The sequence below is a fragment of the Gordonia sp. NPDC057258 genome, assembly GCF_042668985.1.
Lineage (GTDB): Bacteria > Actinomycetota > Actinomycetes > Mycobacteriales > Mycobacteriaceae > Gordonia > Gordonia hongkongensis.
In genome coordinates, this window is sequence record NZ_JBHUXZ010000006.1 from 1 (window position 1) to 15,929 (window position 15,929).

Genomic DNA, 15,929 nt, shown 5'->3' on the forward strand with positions numbered 1-15,929 from the left:
GTACCCAGCAAGCTGGGCCTTTCCGTTCGACTTGCATGTGTTAAGCACGCCGCCAGCGTTCGTCCTGAGCCAGGATCAAACTCTCCATGAAAAAACAGTGAAACAAAACCAACCCCAAAAAAGGCCGGCGTTTCAACACAATCAGGAAAGCACAACCTGACCAAAATAAACCTAGCAAAATGTGACACCCAGGACGGGGCCCGAACGTCACACAACAAACAAACATCTACATCCACAAAGATGCACGATGCTAAATTGGCATCAGACAATTCATCATCACACTATCGAGTTCTCAAAGAACACACACCCACCAGCTACCCACCCCAAATCAGGGCTCTCACCAGCACACTTCGCATTCAACCTTGCCAGCCACCCCGTCTCCGGGGCAACTCTTCCAGCCTACCAGACCCATCCCGCAGCCCGCAACCCCGAAGAATTCCGAACCACTGAGAGACCCAGCAACCCCAAACACTCTACCCAAGCCACAACGACTCAAGCCAAAACATTCAGGGGCGGCCAGCCAAGAAACCCGGTCTCCACTCCCCACCATCAGACCCTCTCAGGCCCTTCCGGGGCGGCGCCGTGGCTCGCTGACTCGACATAAGTTACGCACCGCCGCACCCGCCGTCAAATCGCCTGGTCAGAGTGGGTACGACGCTCGATGCGACGACCTGGGAGTGCAGACTTCGCAGCCTGTTCGGTCGGCAAGCCGGCGGCGACGGTGCCACGGGGACCGACCAGAGCGGATGATCCGCCCGCCGATGCGGCCGCATCCGGGCCTGCCCGGTTGGGTTCTCGAATCGTCGGGCTTGTCCCGCCTCAGACAGGACCGCACATAGCAAGAACCCCCGCCCGGGTGTCCCGGGCGGGGGTTCTTGGTGTTGGTAGCGGGGACAGGATTTGAACCTGCGACCTCTGGGTTATGAGCCCAGCGAGCTACCGAGCTGCTCCACCCCGCGTTGGTGAACACAACGTTACACACCGGTTTGTCAGCGATGCAAATCGGTACTTCAACCCCATCCGACCTGGGAAAACGTCAGTGACGGCGGTCACTCGCACCTCGATAACGGCAGGTGACGTGACGACCCGGACAGCCCGCCCGTCGCCGCTGTGAAATGTGATGCCAGTCACATCAGGCGTACACTCGGCTCACGAGACGCCCCGCCGAGGAGGAACCATGAACACCCACCGCTTCCACCACGAGAGCCACGGGAACCATCCGATGAGTTTCGTCGGGTTCGTCTTGGCACTGACCGGATTCGCCATGGCCGCGCTCTGGCTGGTCCACATGGCGGTCGGGAATGTCGGCCCCGCGATCATCTGCGGCCTGCTGATGGTCGCGGCTTTCACGACGGCGGTGTCGATCTTCTTCTCGCTGGGCCACCGGCACCACCACAGCCCGGTGCTCCCCGACAACACCCCCAACGAAACCGAGCGCTACCTGCGGAAATACCGCGGATAGCGGTATGACTCGCAGATAGCGCCCGGCCTGGGTCGTCGTTCGACTAGTTGGGAGCCGCCAGCGACTCGTAGCGGGCAACCGCCTGACTCAGCTGGTCGAGTGCCTCGCCGTACGCTGCGAAGTCGCCACTCTGCTGAGCCTGGCGTAGCGCCGTGATCGCGTCACTGATGGCGTTTGCCGCGTCGTCCCGCTCCGGCGAATCACCTTGCTGCGGAGGTTGATTCGGTGCCGGCGTGGCCGGTGCCGGCGTTCCGGCCTGGTCCGGCGCGGGCGGTGCCTGCTGATCGCCGGGGACCACTCCGGCAGCGGGCGTGATGCCGACCTGCCGCAGAGCCTCGCGGGTCGTGGGTGCATAACCGATCCCGGATACCCGGTCTGCCGATTCGAACCTCGTGATCACACGGAACAGACGGGGGAAGGCCTCTTCGCCCTGGGCCTGTGCGTACAACGGGACGACGTACAGGATGCCGTTGTCACCCACCGGAAGCGTGAGGAGATTACCGAAGGTCACCGTCGCCGTGTTCTCGAGCGACTTCAGTGATTCCGCCACCGTTCGGTCGGTGCGCATCGGGTTGAACGCCTGCTGCGGACCGGACCGTTGGGAGTTGCTGGGCAACTGCTTGACCGTCATCTGACCGTAGTTCTCGGGATTCGACGACACGGTCACATAGGCGCCCAGGATCGGTCGGTTGAGTCGCGTCAGCACCGAGGTCAGCTGGAACGTCGGCTCACCGCTCTCCGGGTCCGAGGCCACGAAGTAGTACGGGGGCTGGTCCAGCCCGCGCTGCTCGGCGTCCGGGTCCGTCGGATCGGAGGGCACCGACCAGAAGTCGCTCGCCTGGAAGAACGTCTGGGGCGAATCGACGTGGTAGCGGGTCAGCAGCGACCGCTGGATCTTGAAGATGTCCTCGGGGTAGCGGACGTGATCCCGCAGGGAGGTCTGCGCGTCGAAGTCGGCGCGGGACTTGACCGTGTCGGGGAAGACCTCCATCCACGTCTTCAGCACCGGGTCATCGGTGTCGAACTGATACAGCTCGACCTCGCCGGTGTAGGCATCGACGGTCGCCTTCACCGAGTTGCGCACGTAGGACACGGTCTTGTTGATCTGCGTCCGGCCGGTCTGCCCCGGGTTGAGGTCCTGGGCGTCGGCGGTCGCGCTCTGCAACGACGTGGGCTGCGAGTACGGGTAGTCGTCGAGGGTGGTGTAACCGTCGACGATCCACTTGATCGAGCCGTCCTCCATCACCGCGGGGTACGTCTTCGAATCGACCGTCAGCCACGGTGCGACCTGTTCGACGCGGTCCCGGGGATCGCGGTTGTAGATGATCTTCGATGCCGAGTTGATCTCGCCCGACAGCAGGAAGTTCCGCTCGGCGTACTTGCCGGCATAGAGGACTCGGGAGAACCAGTTGCCGAGCGAGACTCCCGCCGGCCCCTGGTAGGTGTACTTGTCGTCCCCGATGTCGTGTTCCCGAGCCTGCCCGTCGTCGGAACCGACGATCGCGTAATCCGGGTCGATCTTCGCGAGCAGCTCGCCGAAGTAGATCCGCGGCTGTGACACCTTGATCGGGGCGTCCCGCTTGTACTCCTCGGTCTGGTAGTTCGAGGTGTCGCTGACGTAGTAGAACGGATCGCCGCCACCGTCGACGTTGTTGACGTCCGTCGACTCCTTCACCCGGTTGGCCGGGGCGGCGACGAACCCGTCTCCGTGGGTGTACACCAGGTGCTTGTTCAGCCAGTTCTGCTGGTTTTCGAGATAGCGACTCGGATCGAGCTCGCGCACCGACACCACGAAATCACGGAGCTCGCCGTCGATGCGATAGCGGTCGACCGCCAGCTGCGTCGGGAATCCGTAGAAGTTCTGCCGCTGCTGCTGCTGGATGAACGTCGGGGACACCACATTCGGGTCCAGGATCCGGACGTTCGACAGCGTCGGTTCATCGCTGTTCACCAGCGCCGGGTTTGCCGGCCCGGCGGTCCAGCCCGGCTGGGTGATGACCTTGTCCGGCCCGATGCCGTACGCCTCGCGGGTCGAGGTGATCGCGCGTTCTATGTACTCGGCTTCCTTCTGCGCGGCATTCGGCTTGACCGAGAACTGCTCCATCGTCAGCGGCCAGCCGACCCCGATGAGCAACGCGGAGAACAACATCAAGACGGTGGCCAGTGCCGGCACCCGCAGGTCGCGGAGCACGATCCCGGCGAAGAACGCCACCGCACAGATGATCGCGATCGCCATCAGGATGAGCTTCGACGGCAGCACCGCGTTGATGTCCGTGTAACTCGCCCCCGGGAAGATCTCGGCCTTCCGCTGACTGGACAGCAGAGTGTACCGGTCGAGCCAATAAGCGGCCGCTTTCAGCAGCAGGAAGGTGCCCGCCAGCACCGCGAGCTGAATGCGTGCCGCGGTCGTGACCGAACCACCGCCTTGCCCCAGGCGGATACCTCCGAACAGGTAGTGCGTGACCAGGTTCGCCAGGAACGCCACCACGACCACGACGAACAGCAGGTTGAGCACGAAGCGGAAGAACGGCAGGTCGAAGGCATAGAACCCGATGTCGAGATTGAACTGAGGGTCTGTCCGACCGAACGACTGACCATGCAGGAACATCTGGACGGTCGCCCAGGACCCTTGCGCGACCAGGCCGGCCAGGGCGCCGATGATCACCGCCGGGACGATGGCGAACCAGCGGACCTTGCCCATGATGGCCGTGCGGTACCGGGCGAGCGGATCGTTCGGGCCCGCGGTCGGTACGAACACCGGGCGACTGCGGTACGCCAGGGAGACCGCCCCGAAGATGATGAGTCCGACGACGATCGTCGTGATCAGGAAGAGGATCACGCGCGTCCAGATCACCTTGGTGAAGACGCTCGAATACCCGACGTCGGAGAACCAGAGCCAGTCGGTCGCGAGACCGATCAGGCGTGGCCCGACGAGCAACAGCACCAGGACGGCCACGCCGAGCCCGATGATGATCTTGCTCCTGCGTGACAGTGTCGGCATTCCCGCCGGCCCTCGGACGCCCACCAGACCCACTCTCCAAAGCTCTCAATCCGGACACCACCCGCGCACACGTGCCTGCTGGGCGTGGTGCCCACTGTACTGGCACCACCCGGGTGACCAACTCACTCGGGGCGCCCGCTCAACGATCGCCACACCTCAGCGGTTCCCTGGCGGCGTCGCAGACTCGCGGTCGCACCGCGATCCGGGGCAGGATGAGCACGTGCCCGACCTCCCGACGACCCCACGCGCCTTCTCCACCGACGATCTCGGCAGCGCGTTGAACGAGATCATGGAACACCTCGACTCCCGTGGCTGGGGTCAGTCACCGTCCGTGTTCGCGCTGGCGCCGACCGCCCTCCTCCACGCACAGCTTCCCGAGGTGATCGCCGACGACGGTTCGGTGTTCACCCCGGTGGAGGAAGACGTCGACGACCTCGACGAGTTCCTCGCCTCGGCGGTCTGGCCAGAGGAGGTCGCCGGGGCGGCGGTGAGTATGGAGATCGTCATCGCCGATCCCGAAGACGACGACGACCGGACGCCCCGCTTCGAGGTCACCGACACCGGCGATCACCATCCGGGCGAGGAGGTTGCGCGGCTGGTGGTCGGGGTGCTGCGCACCGGCGCCGATCTCGCGCTGATGCGTCTTCGACCCGAACCCGACGGGGAACCCGAACTGCTGACCCACCCGCAACTGGCACTCGAACTGCGGGCCGCGCTGCGCGACACCTTCGCTCCCGATCTACCGGAGTCGTCCGACCGGGGCTGACGCGGCAGTCCTGGCAAGCCTCAGCAGCTCGGCGCCGGACGGCCCGCGCCGACCGCGTTCAGCGCGTCGACAGCGCCCTCGAGAGTGTCGACCTTCACCAGCTTCAATCCGTCCGGTCGCTCCGAGACCGCCTCGGCACAGTTGCGGGCCGGGACCAGGAAGACCGTCGCGCCGGCGTCGCGGGCGGCCCGGGTCTTGTGCGTGATCCCGCCGATGGGACCGACAACCCCCTCATCGGTGATCGTGCCGGTGCCCGCGATGAACTTGCCGGAGGTCAGCTCGCCGGGACTCAGCTGGTCGATGACCGCGAGTGCCAGCATCATCCCCGCCGACGGTCCCCCGATGTCCCCCACGTTGTAGGTGACCTCGAGGCGCGGATCGGCATCGACCACCTCCGGAACGACGCCCAGATACCCGGCCTCGGAGTCGGCCGGATGCGTGCCGAGGGTCACCGACACGGTTTGCCGGGCACCGGCGCGGACGATCTCGATGGGCAGGACGGTCCCCGGCGGATTGTCGCCGACGACCTTCCGCAGCTGTTCACCCGTTTCCACCGGCACGCCGCCGGCCGCCACGACCTCGTCGCCGGCGCGCAGCACGTCGACCGCGGGCCCGTCGGGTGCGACGCTCGCGATGCGCAACGCGGTGGGACGATCGAGGTAACGGAGCGCGGCGACCGTCGCGTTCTCCTCTGACCCCGTCATCTGCTGCGCGTTCTCCTCCTGAACCTGCTCGGTGGTGCGGTCGGGCGGATAGACCTGGTCGCGCGGCGTCAGCGAGTAGGTGCCCGACACCCACATGCCCAGGGCGTCGAACAGCGAGATCCCGTCCCGCACCGAGACGGTGGTGAGGTTGAGGTGGCCGGTCGTCGGATCGGTCGGCGCACCGTCGATCTGCACGACCTTGCGCTCCACCACCGCCCCGTCGTCCTCCACCTTCGTCGTACCGAGGGTGTTGAGCGTGGGTCCGGGCCCGAGCGCGGCGTAGGGCACCTGCACCTGCGTGCCGAGCACCAGCAACGCCAGCAGGACCACGGTGGAGACCGCGGCCGCGGCGATTCTCCGGAATCGGGGGCTCGAACTCATTCCGCACACGATAGTGCCCCGCAGCGACCACGAGCCGGCTGCGCCGGCGACCATGAGCCGGCTACGCGCAGGGCGAACAGTCGTCGCCGTTTGCGGGCCTCACCGGGCGGTACGGTGGAACCCATGAGTGATCTGCCCTTCGGCTTCTCGTCGTCCGGTGACGGCGATGACGACCGCGACAAGAACAGCGGTGACAAGAACAAGCCGGGCGACAATCCCGGTGGCAACCCGTTCGGCGGGGCCAACCCGTTCGGATTCGGGGGCGGGCAGGGGTTCGGCGGCGGTCCCGGCGGCGACTTCGACCCCTCGAAGTTCGATCCCAACATGATCGGCCAGATGTTCTCGCAACTGGGCAACATGTTCAGCGGTATGGGCGCGGGCATGGCGGGCGGCGGAAACGGTCCGGTGAACTACTCGGTCGCGACCAATCTCGCCCGGCAGCAGATCGGTTCGTTCACCCCGATCCTCGAGAAGGAGATCTCGGCCTCGGCCGACGCGGTCCGGCTCGCCGACGTCTGGCTCGACGACGCGACGAATTTCCCCAGCGGCGTCACCCAGACGGTGGCGTGGACACCGGTCCAATGGCTCGAGGAGTCGATGGACACGTGGAAGGGTTTGTGCGACCCGGTCGCCGAGCAGCTGGCCCGAACCTGGCAGGACAACCTCCCCGCCGAGGCGGCCCAGTTCGCCGGCCCGATGATCGGGATGCTGACCCAGATGAGCGGCATGGCGTTCGGCACCCAGCTCGGCCAGGGGCTCGGTCAGCTCGCCAAGGAGGTGCTGACGTCGACCGACGTCGGGCTGCCGCTGGCGCCCGAGGGGATCGCCGTCCTGCTCCCCGAGGCGATCGCCAAGTTCGCCGAGGGTCTGGAGCAGCCGGCGCAGGAGATCATCGTCTTCCTCGCCGCGCGCGAGGCCGCCCATGTGCGCCTGTTCACCCACGTCGGCTGGCTGCGTCAGCGGTTGCTGACCACCGTCGAGGAATACGCCCGCGGCATCAGTATCGATTTCAGCGGTATCACCGACGCCACCGCCGGGATCGACCCGACCCAATTGCTCTCCGACCCTTCGAAACTCGAGGAGATCATCAGTTCATCGACGTCGTTCGAGCCGACCACGACACCTGAGCAGAAAGCGGCCCTCGGCCGTCTCGAGACCCTCCTCGCCCTGATCGAGGGCTGGGTGGAGCAGGTCGTGACCCGAGCGCTCGGCGACCGGATCCCGAGTACCGGGGCACTCACCGAGACCATGCGACGTCGGCGCGCGTCGGGCGGGCCGGCCGAGCAGACATTCGCAACCCTCGTCGGTCTCGAGCTTCGGCCCCGCAAGGTCCGCGAGGCGTCGGAGCTGTGGCGCCGCGCGCTGGAGGCCACCGACGTCGCGACCAGGGACGGCGTGTGGGCACACCCTGATCTGCTGCCGGATGCCGACGACCTCGACAACCCTGCGGGTTTCATCGACCGGCTCCTGGGCGGCGACGACCTCGACGACCCGATCGCCCAGCTCGAGAAGACCATCGCCGAGGAGAAGGCGCGCGACGCCACCGACGAGTCCCGTAACGATGACGGCGGCGAATCGGCACGAGGCGGATCGTAGGAATCCACACCACCGGTGGAACACGCCATGCTGTGGATAACCTGCTCGCCGAGCGCCCGCGACGGCGTTCGGCTGGCAGAGTTGCCGCATGTCGCCAGCCCGGACGAGTTCCAGCGCCATCTCGGTGTCCCCCTGCGCTGTTCCGCCCGCGGTCCCGCGGCTGCTCCCGGGGACGCCCGTCATCGTCCAGCCGGGCAACTCGGTCCGCGTGGGCATCGATCCGGCCGACAGCCTGCTCCTCGACTTCGACGCCTCGGTGTCGGCGTATTCCGTCGCCGGGCTGCTTCGATCGTTGGAGGATCCGTGCACGGCGGACACCTTCGCTCGCCGCGCCCGACGGGCCGGCCTCCACGACGACGACCTCGATCTGGTCCTGAGCAGTCTGGTGTCGGCCGGCCGAGCGGTTGTCGACCGCCCGCCCACGGCCGCGGAGTTCCACATCCTGATCCATGGCCAGGGGCCGATCAGCGAACAGCTGTCGAATTCGTTGCGCAGCATGGGTTTGTCAGCTCGACGGACGATGCGGCGGCTACCCGACGGGACGCTCGATGCCGTCGACACCGACCTGGTGATCCTGACCGACTTCGTCGTCCACGATCCGCGGGTGGTGTTCGCACTGACCCGGGCCCGGATACCCCATCTGCTGGTCCGGGTCCGCGACGGGGTGGGCATCGTCGGCCCGCTGGTGCTCCCCGGACTGTCGAGTTGCCTCATGTGCGCGGACCGTCACCGGTCCGACGCGGACCCGGACTGGCCGGCCCTGGCCGTCCAGCTGATCCGGACGTCGGGTCAGGCGAGCCCGGCCGTGGTGGCGATGACCGCCGCGATGGCCCACTCGCAGATCGAGCAATTGGTGGAGGCCGTACGCGACCGGCCGCATGTGGAGCCACGACCCGATCCGCAGCTGCTCGACCATGTGTTGGAATTCCGAGATGACCCGACGCGGCTGGACATCAGACAATGGTCGCCGCACCCGGCCTGCGATTGTCGTCCCGCACCGGATCAGCAAGCCAGGTCGTCTATTGTGTGACGCGGAAAGGATGCTATGACCGACATCACCAAAGGACAGGGTCGCCGCAACGCGAAACTGGCCTCTCTTCCGATCGGTATGGCCGGGCGGGCTGCTGCCGGTTTCGGCAAGCGCATGGTCGGAAGGGACAAGGACGAGGTCAACCAGGAGCTCCTGGAGAAGTCCGCCGAACAACTGTTCGCCGTTCTCGGCGAACTCAAGGGCGGCGCCATGAAGGTCGGGCAGGCGCTCTCGATCATGGAAGCCGCGATCCCCGACGAGTTCGGCGAGCCGTTCCGCGAAGCGCTCACCAAGTTGCAGGCCGACGCCCCGCCCATGCCGGCCGCGAAGGTCCACAAGGTGCTCGACCAGCAGCTCGGCACCCGGTGGCGCGAGCGTTTCCGGGAATTCTCCGACGAGCCCGCGGCATCGGCGTCGATCGGACAAGTACACAAAGGAATTTGGTCGGACGGCCGTGAGGTCGCGGTCAAGGTCCAGTACCCCGGGGCCGACCACGCACTGAAGGCCGATCTGAAGACCCTGTCCCGCATGTCCGGACTCCTGCAGCGCCTGTCCCCCGGCACCGACGTCAAGGCGATGATGGACGAACTCATCGACCGGACCGAGGCCGAGCTCGATTACCTCGGCGAGGCCGACAATCAGCGCGCCTTCGCCAAGGCCTACGACGGCCATCCCGACTTCCTCATCCCCAAGGTCGTCGCGAGTGCACCCAAGGTCGTCGTCTCGGAGTGGGTCGACGGCGTCCCGCTGTCGAAGATCATCACCACCGGGGACCAGCAGACCCGCGACGACGCCGCCGCGAAGATGGCCGAATTCGAGGTCGGCTCGCCGTACCGGGTCGGACTCCTCCACGGCGATCCGCATCCGGGCAACTTCTTCCGGGCCACCGACGGGCGGTTCGGCGTACTCGACTTCGGTGCGGTCGGCCACTATCCGGAAGGCCTCCCGCCCGAGACCGGACCGATTCTCCGTCTGGCGCGGGACAAGAAGTACGACGAACTCAAAGAACTCATGATCTCCGCCGAGTTCATCCGCCCGTCCCACGCGAACAAGGTGACGAGTGCCGACCTCGAGGCCTACCTGCGTCCCTACGTCGATCCGCTCTACAGCGAGTCGTTCCACTTCACCCGGAAGTGGATGCAGCGGGCCGCGGGCAAGGCCACCGATGTTCGCGGCGAGGTGTACAAGACGTCACGAAACCTGAACGTGCCCAAGCGTTTCGTGATGGTCTTCCGCGTACTCGGGGGCTGCGTCGGCATCGCCTCGCAGCTCGAGGCGCATGCCCCGTACCGGGCCATCATGGAGGAGTGGGTCCCCGGCCTGGGCGACTGACACCACCTCGCAGACACGACACCGACGCCGCGAGCATTTCTGCTCGCGGCGTCGGTTTTGTTGTCATGCAACGTTCTTACGCGGGCGACCGCGGGGACGCTTGCGTGCGATGACGGCTCCGCGCTCGAAGATCTCGCCTCCCCAGACCCCCCAGGGCTCGGATCGATCGAGTGCGGCCTGCAGGCACTGGGCCCGCAACGGGCATTCGGCGCACATGGCCTTGGCACGCTCGAGGTCACGGGGGTCTTCGGCGAACCACAGATCTGCGTCGGCGATCTGGCAGGGCAGGTCGAGCCGGGCGGTCGCTGCGCGGTCCGCCGACATACAGGACTCGAGGACGCATTCGACAGTCATTGGTTTCTCCACATCTGCTCGTTTGGGGTGTTGAACCCGAGTCCTCGATGTGGCTCTGTGTCCGAGACCCCTGGATCGGGGTGGAGATTCGGTGACAGAAAAAAGAGGGCCACGGGTGTCGCCTCTGCGATTCGCCCGTGGCCCGGAATGTCTCGGAGATCTAACTCCGGGAACTTCGGAACAGAACGGGGAACCGACGCGGCGCGGGTGCTACTGCTGCTGCGGGCGGTGCGATTCGCGCGACGCGCGCTTCGGCTGCCAGGTGCAGGGCCGCCGCCGGGACGGCGACCGGGCGTGCAAAGCTCGTGCACGCTCGGGCGACCGGCATCCAGGAGCGGGTGCGACCGGTACGCGCGATGGCGGGCTGATTCGGCTTCAGCGCATGCAATTTCGGCGCATACGTGTCGGCTGCTCTCAGGTTCGCCGCAGACTGGCAGATGCCGGCCTGGCTCACGGTGATTCCGTTCACTGATCCACTCCCTTCTGGTCTCGTGGCTTTCCGCGTTCGTGTCGGTCGTCGGTGACTGTGGCGGGCCGGTGTGACGGACGCACACAACCCATCCCCGTACTGACGGGACTCAGAGTAGACGCTGGGCCGAAACCCGCACAACCTATTTTTGACCTGCGGTTTCGACGAGTTCGATGATCTCGGCGCCGTACTCGTCGACCTTCTTCGCCCCGATTCCCGAGATCGCCACCAGCGCAGCGGTATCGGTCGGTCGTTGCTCGGCGATCGCGGTGAGGGTCTTGTCGGAGAAGACGACGAAGGCCGGCACCTTTTTCTCGTGGGCCCGCTCGCGACGCCACTCCTTGAGCGAGACCAGCAGTCCTTCGTCCAGATCCGACGGGCACCCGGCGCAGCGACCGAGCAGCGTCGCGGTCGAATCCATCAACCGGGAACCGCAGACCCGGCAGGTCGGTCCGCGGCGGGGCGCGCGCTCCTTCGCGATCGGCGACGCGGGCGAGTCGTCGGGCACGAGGTCGGCGAGGAACCGCGAGCGACGCCGGGCACGGCCGCCCTCGTTGCGGGCCAGGGCCCACGACAGGTGCAGGTGCTCGCGGGCACGCGTCACTCCGACATAGAACAGTCGCCGCTCTTCCTCGACCTCTTCCCAGGACCCCTTGATCGCCTGGCTGATGGGCAGCGACCCGTCGGTGAGTCCGACGAGGAACACCGCATCCCACTCGAGTCCCTTGGCCGCGTGCAGCGACGACAACGTCACGCCCTGCACCGTCGGGGGATGGCGCGCCTCGGCGCGGGCGGCGAGTTCGGCCGACAGTTGCGGCAGCGTCAGTTCCGGGTTCTCGGCGACCATGTCCTCGGTCAGCTGGACCAGCGCTTTCAGTGATTCCCACCGGCTGCGCGCCTGCGCACCGGACGGCTGCTCCTCGCTGAGACCCAGCTCGCCCAGCACCGCGCGCACGACGTCGAGGAGCTCCACGTCGGGTCTGACCTCGCGGCCAGCGACCGTCGCGAGCTGCCGCATGGCCTGCCGGACCTCGGTGCGCGCGAAGAACGCCTCGCCGCCGCGCACCTGGTACGGGACGCCCACCTCGGTCAGGGCCTGCTCGTAGTTCTCGGACTGTGCGTTGACGCGGTACAGGATCGCGATCTCGGCGGGCGCGACCCCCGATCTGATGAGGTGTTTGATCTCGATGGCGATCGCCGTCGCGGCGGCGGGCTCGTCGTCGTACTCGGCGAACTGCGGCGCCGGCCCGGGCGGGCGCTGTCCGATGAGCTGCAGGCGGGTTCCTGCGATGCGCCCCCGGGCGGCGCCGATGACGCGGTTCGCCAGATCGACGACCTGCGGGGTGGACCGGTAGTCGCGCTCGAGACGGACGACCGTGGCCTCCGGGAACCGGCGACTGAAATCCAAGAGATGGTTCGGCGAGGCACCGGTGAACGTGTAGATCGTCTGGTTGGCGTCACCGACGACCGTCAGGTCGTCGCGTTCCCCGAGCCAGGCGTCCAGCAGACCCTGCTGCACCGGCGTCACGTCCTGGTACTCGTCGACGACGAAACACCGGTACCGCGAACGGAATTCGTCCGCGGCGCCCGGTTCGACGGTGAGGATCTGGGTCATGTAGATGAGCATGTCGTCGAAATCGAGCAACCGGTCCCCGTCGGGCGAGACCTTGGCGTCCTCGTAGTGCCCGTACACGGCCGCGACCTTCGGCGGCGGTGCCGGGGACTCGCGGCCGAGCCGGCCGACCGCCTCGACGTAGTTCTCCGGTGAGATCAGCGAGGCCTTGGCCCACTCGATCTCCGACGACAGGTCTCGCAGCGTGTCGGTCGAGGTGTCGAGGCCGGAGCGGCGAGCCGCCCGCGAGATGAGCGGGAACTTGTTGTCCAGGAGCTCCCACCGGGCGTCACCGAAGGCACGCGGCCAGAAGTACCGCAGCTGACGCATGGCGGCCGCGTGAAAGGTCTGGGCCGCGACGCTGCCCCCCGTACCGCCGACACCGAGACTGCGCAGGCGGGTGCGCATCTCGCCGGCGGCGCGGGCGGTGAAGGTGACCGCCAGGACCTGGCCGGGATTGACCTGGCCGGTGTCGACGAGGTGGGCGATGCGCCTGGTGATGGTCCGGGTCTTGCCCGTGCCCGCCCCGGCCAGCACGCACACCGGTCCGCGCGGCGCCAGGACTGCGGCGCTCTGCTCGGGGTCGAGTCCCTCGACCGCGCCGCCACTCGCCGACACCGCGGCACGACGCGGGGACTCGGGTTTCGCGGCAGAAGTCGGGTGAGGCACGGCGTCCACTATGTCACCAACCACCGACGCCGCCGGCAGGCGAACAACGCGGACGGGAACAGCAGGCCCGGACATGGTGTTATGGGACCCATGAGCAACGTGATCGACGACGAGGCCGGCGCCCGCACCTCCGACTCCGGTGAGCTGACCATGTACACCACGTCGTGGTGCGGCTTCTGCGCGCGCCTCAAGCGCGGCCTCAAGAGCAGCGGTATCAGCTGGCAGGAGATCGACATCGAGCTGAACCCGGACGCCGCCGAATTCGTGGGCAGCGTGAACGGCGGCAACCATGTCGTCCCGACTGTCCTCTATGCCGACGGCACCACCGCCACCAACCCGTCGATCGCCGACGTGAAGGCGAAGCTGGGCGTCTGAGTCCGGTCGGCCGGCGATGAGTCCAGCGCGACGGCGGCCGGTCTATCCGGCCGCCCAGGCCTCGATCATCGAACGAGCGATGGAGATCGATCCGGGGAGGCGCAGACGGTCGGCGTCGTCGGAACCCGGCGCCTCGGCGCGGGACCAGCCGTCGCCCCGAGCCAGCGCCGCCCGGACCTCGTCGCGGTGGAACCACTGCGCATCGCCGATCTCGCCGTCGAGGAACGCCAACTCGTCGGCCGGGTCGCCGAGTGCGGCGAATCCCAGCATCAGCGACCGCGGGAACGGCCACGGCTGACTGCCGAGGTAGCGCGGTTCCCGCACCCCGATCCCGACCTCTTCGTACACCTCGCGCAGGACGCACTGTTCGAGCGACTCCCCCGGCTCGACGAAGCCGGCCAGCGTCGAATACCAACCCTGCGGCCACACCGACTGGCGGCCGAGCAGGATGCGATCGGCGCCGTCGTGGACGACGGTGATGATCGCCGGGTCGGTCCGCGGGAACTCGTCGCGGCCGGAATCCACACTGCGCCGGACCCAACCACCGCGGGCCGGCCGGGTGACGGAACCGTCGACCGGTGAATGACTCGCGGTCGCATGCCAGTTCAGGATTCCCAGGGCGGTCGCGAGGAGCCCCGCCTCGTCGGCGGACAGTCGCGTCGCACCGCGTCGGGCGTCATCGGTCGGTCCGTCGATGTGGTCCACCCGGCGCGTCCACAGGTCGGCTCCACCGGCGCCGCCCGACCCGTCGAAGCCGAGGATCACCGCATCCCCCGGCGGCGCCTCGGCCACGGTCGGAGCCGCAACCCAGTGCAGCGCACCGGAATCGGTGACCGGGTAGCGGCCGGCCGCGTCGATCAACAGCACCTTGGCCGTCGGCCAGCCGGCGGCCATCCGCTCGGCGTCGTCGCGGATCGCGTCCGCCCGGTCGAACACCGCCCGCGACAGCAGCGGCGGCTGGGGCATGTCGAAATGCACGGTGACACGGCCTTTCTCGATGACGGAACGATCAGTCGTCGTTGGGGTTGGTGCGGACGTACAGCAGCCGGTCACCGACTTCGATCTGTTCGACCTCGCTGTCGTCGACGCGGTGCAGCACACCGTTCCGCACAACACCCAGGACGATGTCGCGGGTGTGGGCGGGCGATCCGCCGGTCTCGGTCGGGTCGACCTCGCGCTCGGCGATGGCGTAGCCGGCATCCGGGGTCAGGAGGTCCTCGATCACCTCGACCACCGACGGGGTCATCGTCGCGATCCCGAGGAGGCGGCCGGCGGTCTCCGACGACACCACCACCGAGTTGGCGCCGGACTGGCGCATCAGGTGGGTGTTCTCCGACTCCCGGATCGACGCGACGATCTTCGCCCGCGGATTGAGTTCGCGGGCGGTGAGCGTGGCGAGGACCGCGGTGTCGTCGCGGCTGGTGGCGACGACGATGCTGGCGGCGTGCGCGACACCGGCGAGGCGGAGCACATCCGACTTGGTGGCGTCGCCGCGCACGGTGACCAGCCCGTCGGAGGCGGCCGCCTCGAGCACGGTGGCGTCCGCGTCGACGACGACGATCTCGGAGGGCTTGATGCCGTCGCCCCGCATGGCGTCCACCGCGGTGCGGCCCTTGGTGCCGTAGCCGATGACCACGGTGTGATTGCGCACGGTATTCCTCCAACGCTGGATCTTGAGCGCCTGGCGCGACCGTTCGGTGAGCACCTCGAGGGTGGTACCGATCAGCACGATCAGGAACAGCACGCGCAACGGCGTGATGATGACGAGGTTGATGAAACGGGCGAACGGGGTGATCGGTGTGATGTCGCCGTAGCCGGTCGTGGAGAGGGTCACCGCGGAGTAGTAGAGCGCGTCCAGGTACGACAGCTCGTTGTCCTGGGCATCGCGATAGCCGGCGCGATCCAGCCAGACCACGACCGAGGTGAACAGCAGCGCCAGGGTCGCCCAGAAGACGCGCCGACCGATCGCCCGGCTCGGGCTCTGCTGGAGTTCGGGGATGCGGACGACGCCGACCAGTGCGTGGTCGGGCCGGTTGGCCAGCTCGGTACCGCCGAAGCGTCGGCGCAGACGGTTAGCCACCGGCACGCACGCGCACGTCGAGTTCGCTCACACGCTGCAATGTAGCCCACCTCGGGGCATCACAAGGCATGTGGCGGGAGCTGTCCCGGGGCACCGGC

The 15,929-nt window shown here is 67.3% G+C and carries 12 protein-coding genes, 1 tRNA gene and 1 rRNA gene; 6 read left to right on the top strand and 8 right to left on the bottom strand.

Features of this window, described 5'->3' with window-relative positions; all coding sequences use genetic code 11:
• Positions 1 to 91: ribosomal RNA gene (locus tag ACFUEJ_RS06325) — 16S ribosomal RNA — on the bottom strand; the annotation flags it as partial.
• 791 nt (positions 92 to 882) lie between these two features.
• Positions 883 to 959 (bottom strand) — tRNA-Met (locus ACFUEJ_RS06330).
• Positions 960 to 1,177: 218 nt separating this feature from the next.
• On the opposite strand from ACFUEJ_RS06330, the gene ACFUEJ_RS06335 reads away from it, so the two are divergent.
• Complete coding sequence (locus ACFUEJ_RS06335; RefSeq protein ID WP_058251883.1) at positions 1,178 to 1,462, top strand: hypothetical protein; 285 nt, start codon at positions 1,178 to 1,180, stop codon at positions 1,460 to 1,462.
• A 43-nt stretch (positions 1,463 to 1,505) separates the two neighbouring features.
• On the opposite strand, the gene ACFUEJ_RS06340 is transcribed toward ACFUEJ_RS06335, so the two are convergent.
• Entirely contained in the window at positions 1,506 to 4,463 is a 2,958-nt protein-coding gene (locus ACFUEJ_RS06340; RefSeq protein WP_238994920.1) for a UPF0182 family protein, read from the bottom strand.
• Between the two features lie 220 nt (positions 4,464 to 4,683).
• Here ACFUEJ_RS06340 and ACFUEJ_RS06345 point away from each other — a divergent pair, with 220 nt between their 5' ends.
• The gene (locus ACFUEJ_RS06345) at positions 4,684 to 5,229 is read left to right on the top strand and encodes a PPA1309 family protein (RefSeq protein ID WP_065631883.1); all 546 of its coding nucleotides are present in this window, start codon (positions 4,684 to 4,686) and stop codon (positions 5,227 to 5,229) included.
• Positions 5,230 to 5,249: 20 nt separating this feature from the next.
• Here ACFUEJ_RS06345 and ACFUEJ_RS06350 read toward each other — a convergent pair whose 3' ends face one another.
• Positions 5,250 to 6,314 carry a PDZ domain-containing protein gene (locus ACFUEJ_RS06350; protein ID WP_205333205.1) on the bottom strand — a complete coding sequence of 355 codons (1,065 nt, stop codon included), beginning with the start codon at positions 6,312 to 6,314 and terminating at the stop codon, positions 5,250 to 5,252.
• A 123-nt stretch (positions 6,315 to 6,437) separates the two neighbouring features.
• Between ACFUEJ_RS06350 and ACFUEJ_RS06355 the strand changes: the two genes are divergently transcribed.
• The 3 genes from ACFUEJ_RS06355 to ACFUEJ_RS06365 all read left to right on the top strand — a co-directional run bounded on the left by ACFUEJ_RS06355 (position 6,438) and on the right by ACFUEJ_RS06365 (position 10,272).
• Entirely contained in the window at positions 6,438 to 7,910 is a 1,473-nt protein-coding gene (locus ACFUEJ_RS06355; protein WP_058251886.1) for a zinc-dependent metalloprotease, read from the top strand.
• An 88-nt stretch (positions 7,911 to 7,998) separates the two neighbouring features.
• Entirely contained in the window at positions 7,999 to 8,940 is a 942-nt protein-coding gene (locus tag ACFUEJ_RS06360; RefSeq protein WP_091344360.1) for a hypothetical protein, read from the top strand.
• Between the two features lie 15 nt (positions 8,941 to 8,955).
• Positions 8,956 to 10,272 carry an AarF/ABC1/UbiB kinase family protein gene (locus tag ACFUEJ_RS06365; RefSeq protein WP_068970010.1) on the top strand — a complete coding sequence of 439 codons (1,317 nt, stop codon included), beginning with the start codon at positions 8,956 to 8,958 and terminating at the stop codon, positions 10,270 to 10,272.
• Positions 10,273 to 10,335: 63 nt separating this feature from the next.
• Here the strand turns inward: ACFUEJ_RS06365 and ACFUEJ_RS06370 are convergent, their stop codons facing one another.
• Both ACFUEJ_RS06370 and ACFUEJ_RS06375 read right to left on the bottom strand, forming a co-directional pair.
• Complete coding sequence (locus ACFUEJ_RS06370; protein ID WP_068970011.1) at positions 10,336 to 10,626, bottom strand: WhiB family transcriptional regulator; 291 nt, start codon at positions 10,624 to 10,626, stop codon at positions 10,336 to 10,338.
• Positions 10,627 to 11,237: 611 nt separating this feature from the next.
• On the bottom strand, positions 11,238 to 13,385 hold the full coding sequence (locus ACFUEJ_RS06375; protein ID WP_165629759.1) for an ATP-dependent helicase: 2,148 nt from the start codon (positions 13,383 to 13,385) through the stop codon (positions 11,238 to 11,240).
• A gap of 81 nt (positions 13,386 to 13,466) precedes the next feature.
• Here ACFUEJ_RS06375 and ACFUEJ_RS06380 point away from each other — a divergent pair, with 81 nt between their 5' ends.
• Positions 13,467 to 13,751, top strand: a complete 285-nt coding sequence (locus tag ACFUEJ_RS06380) for a mycoredoxin (protein WP_058251890.1) — start codon at positions 13,467 to 13,469, stop codon at positions 13,749 to 13,751.
• A 42-nt stretch (positions 13,752 to 13,793) separates the two neighbouring features.
• On the opposite strand, the gene nudC is transcribed toward ACFUEJ_RS06380, so the two are convergent.
• Both nudC and ACFUEJ_RS06390 read right to left on the bottom strand, forming a co-directional pair.
• Complete coding sequence (nudC, locus tag ACFUEJ_RS06385; protein ID WP_240198905.1) at positions 13,794 to 14,717, bottom strand: NAD(+) diphosphatase; 924 nt, start codon at positions 14,715 to 14,717, stop codon at positions 13,794 to 13,796.
• A 43-nt stretch (positions 14,718 to 14,760) separates the two neighbouring features.
• Positions 14,761 to 15,831, bottom strand: coding sequence for a TrkA family potassium uptake protein (locus ACFUEJ_RS06390; protein WP_058252009.1), 1,071 nt, complete (start codon positions 15,829 to 15,831; stop codon positions 14,761 to 14,763).
• Positions 15,832 to 15,929: the final 98 nt, after the last annotated feature.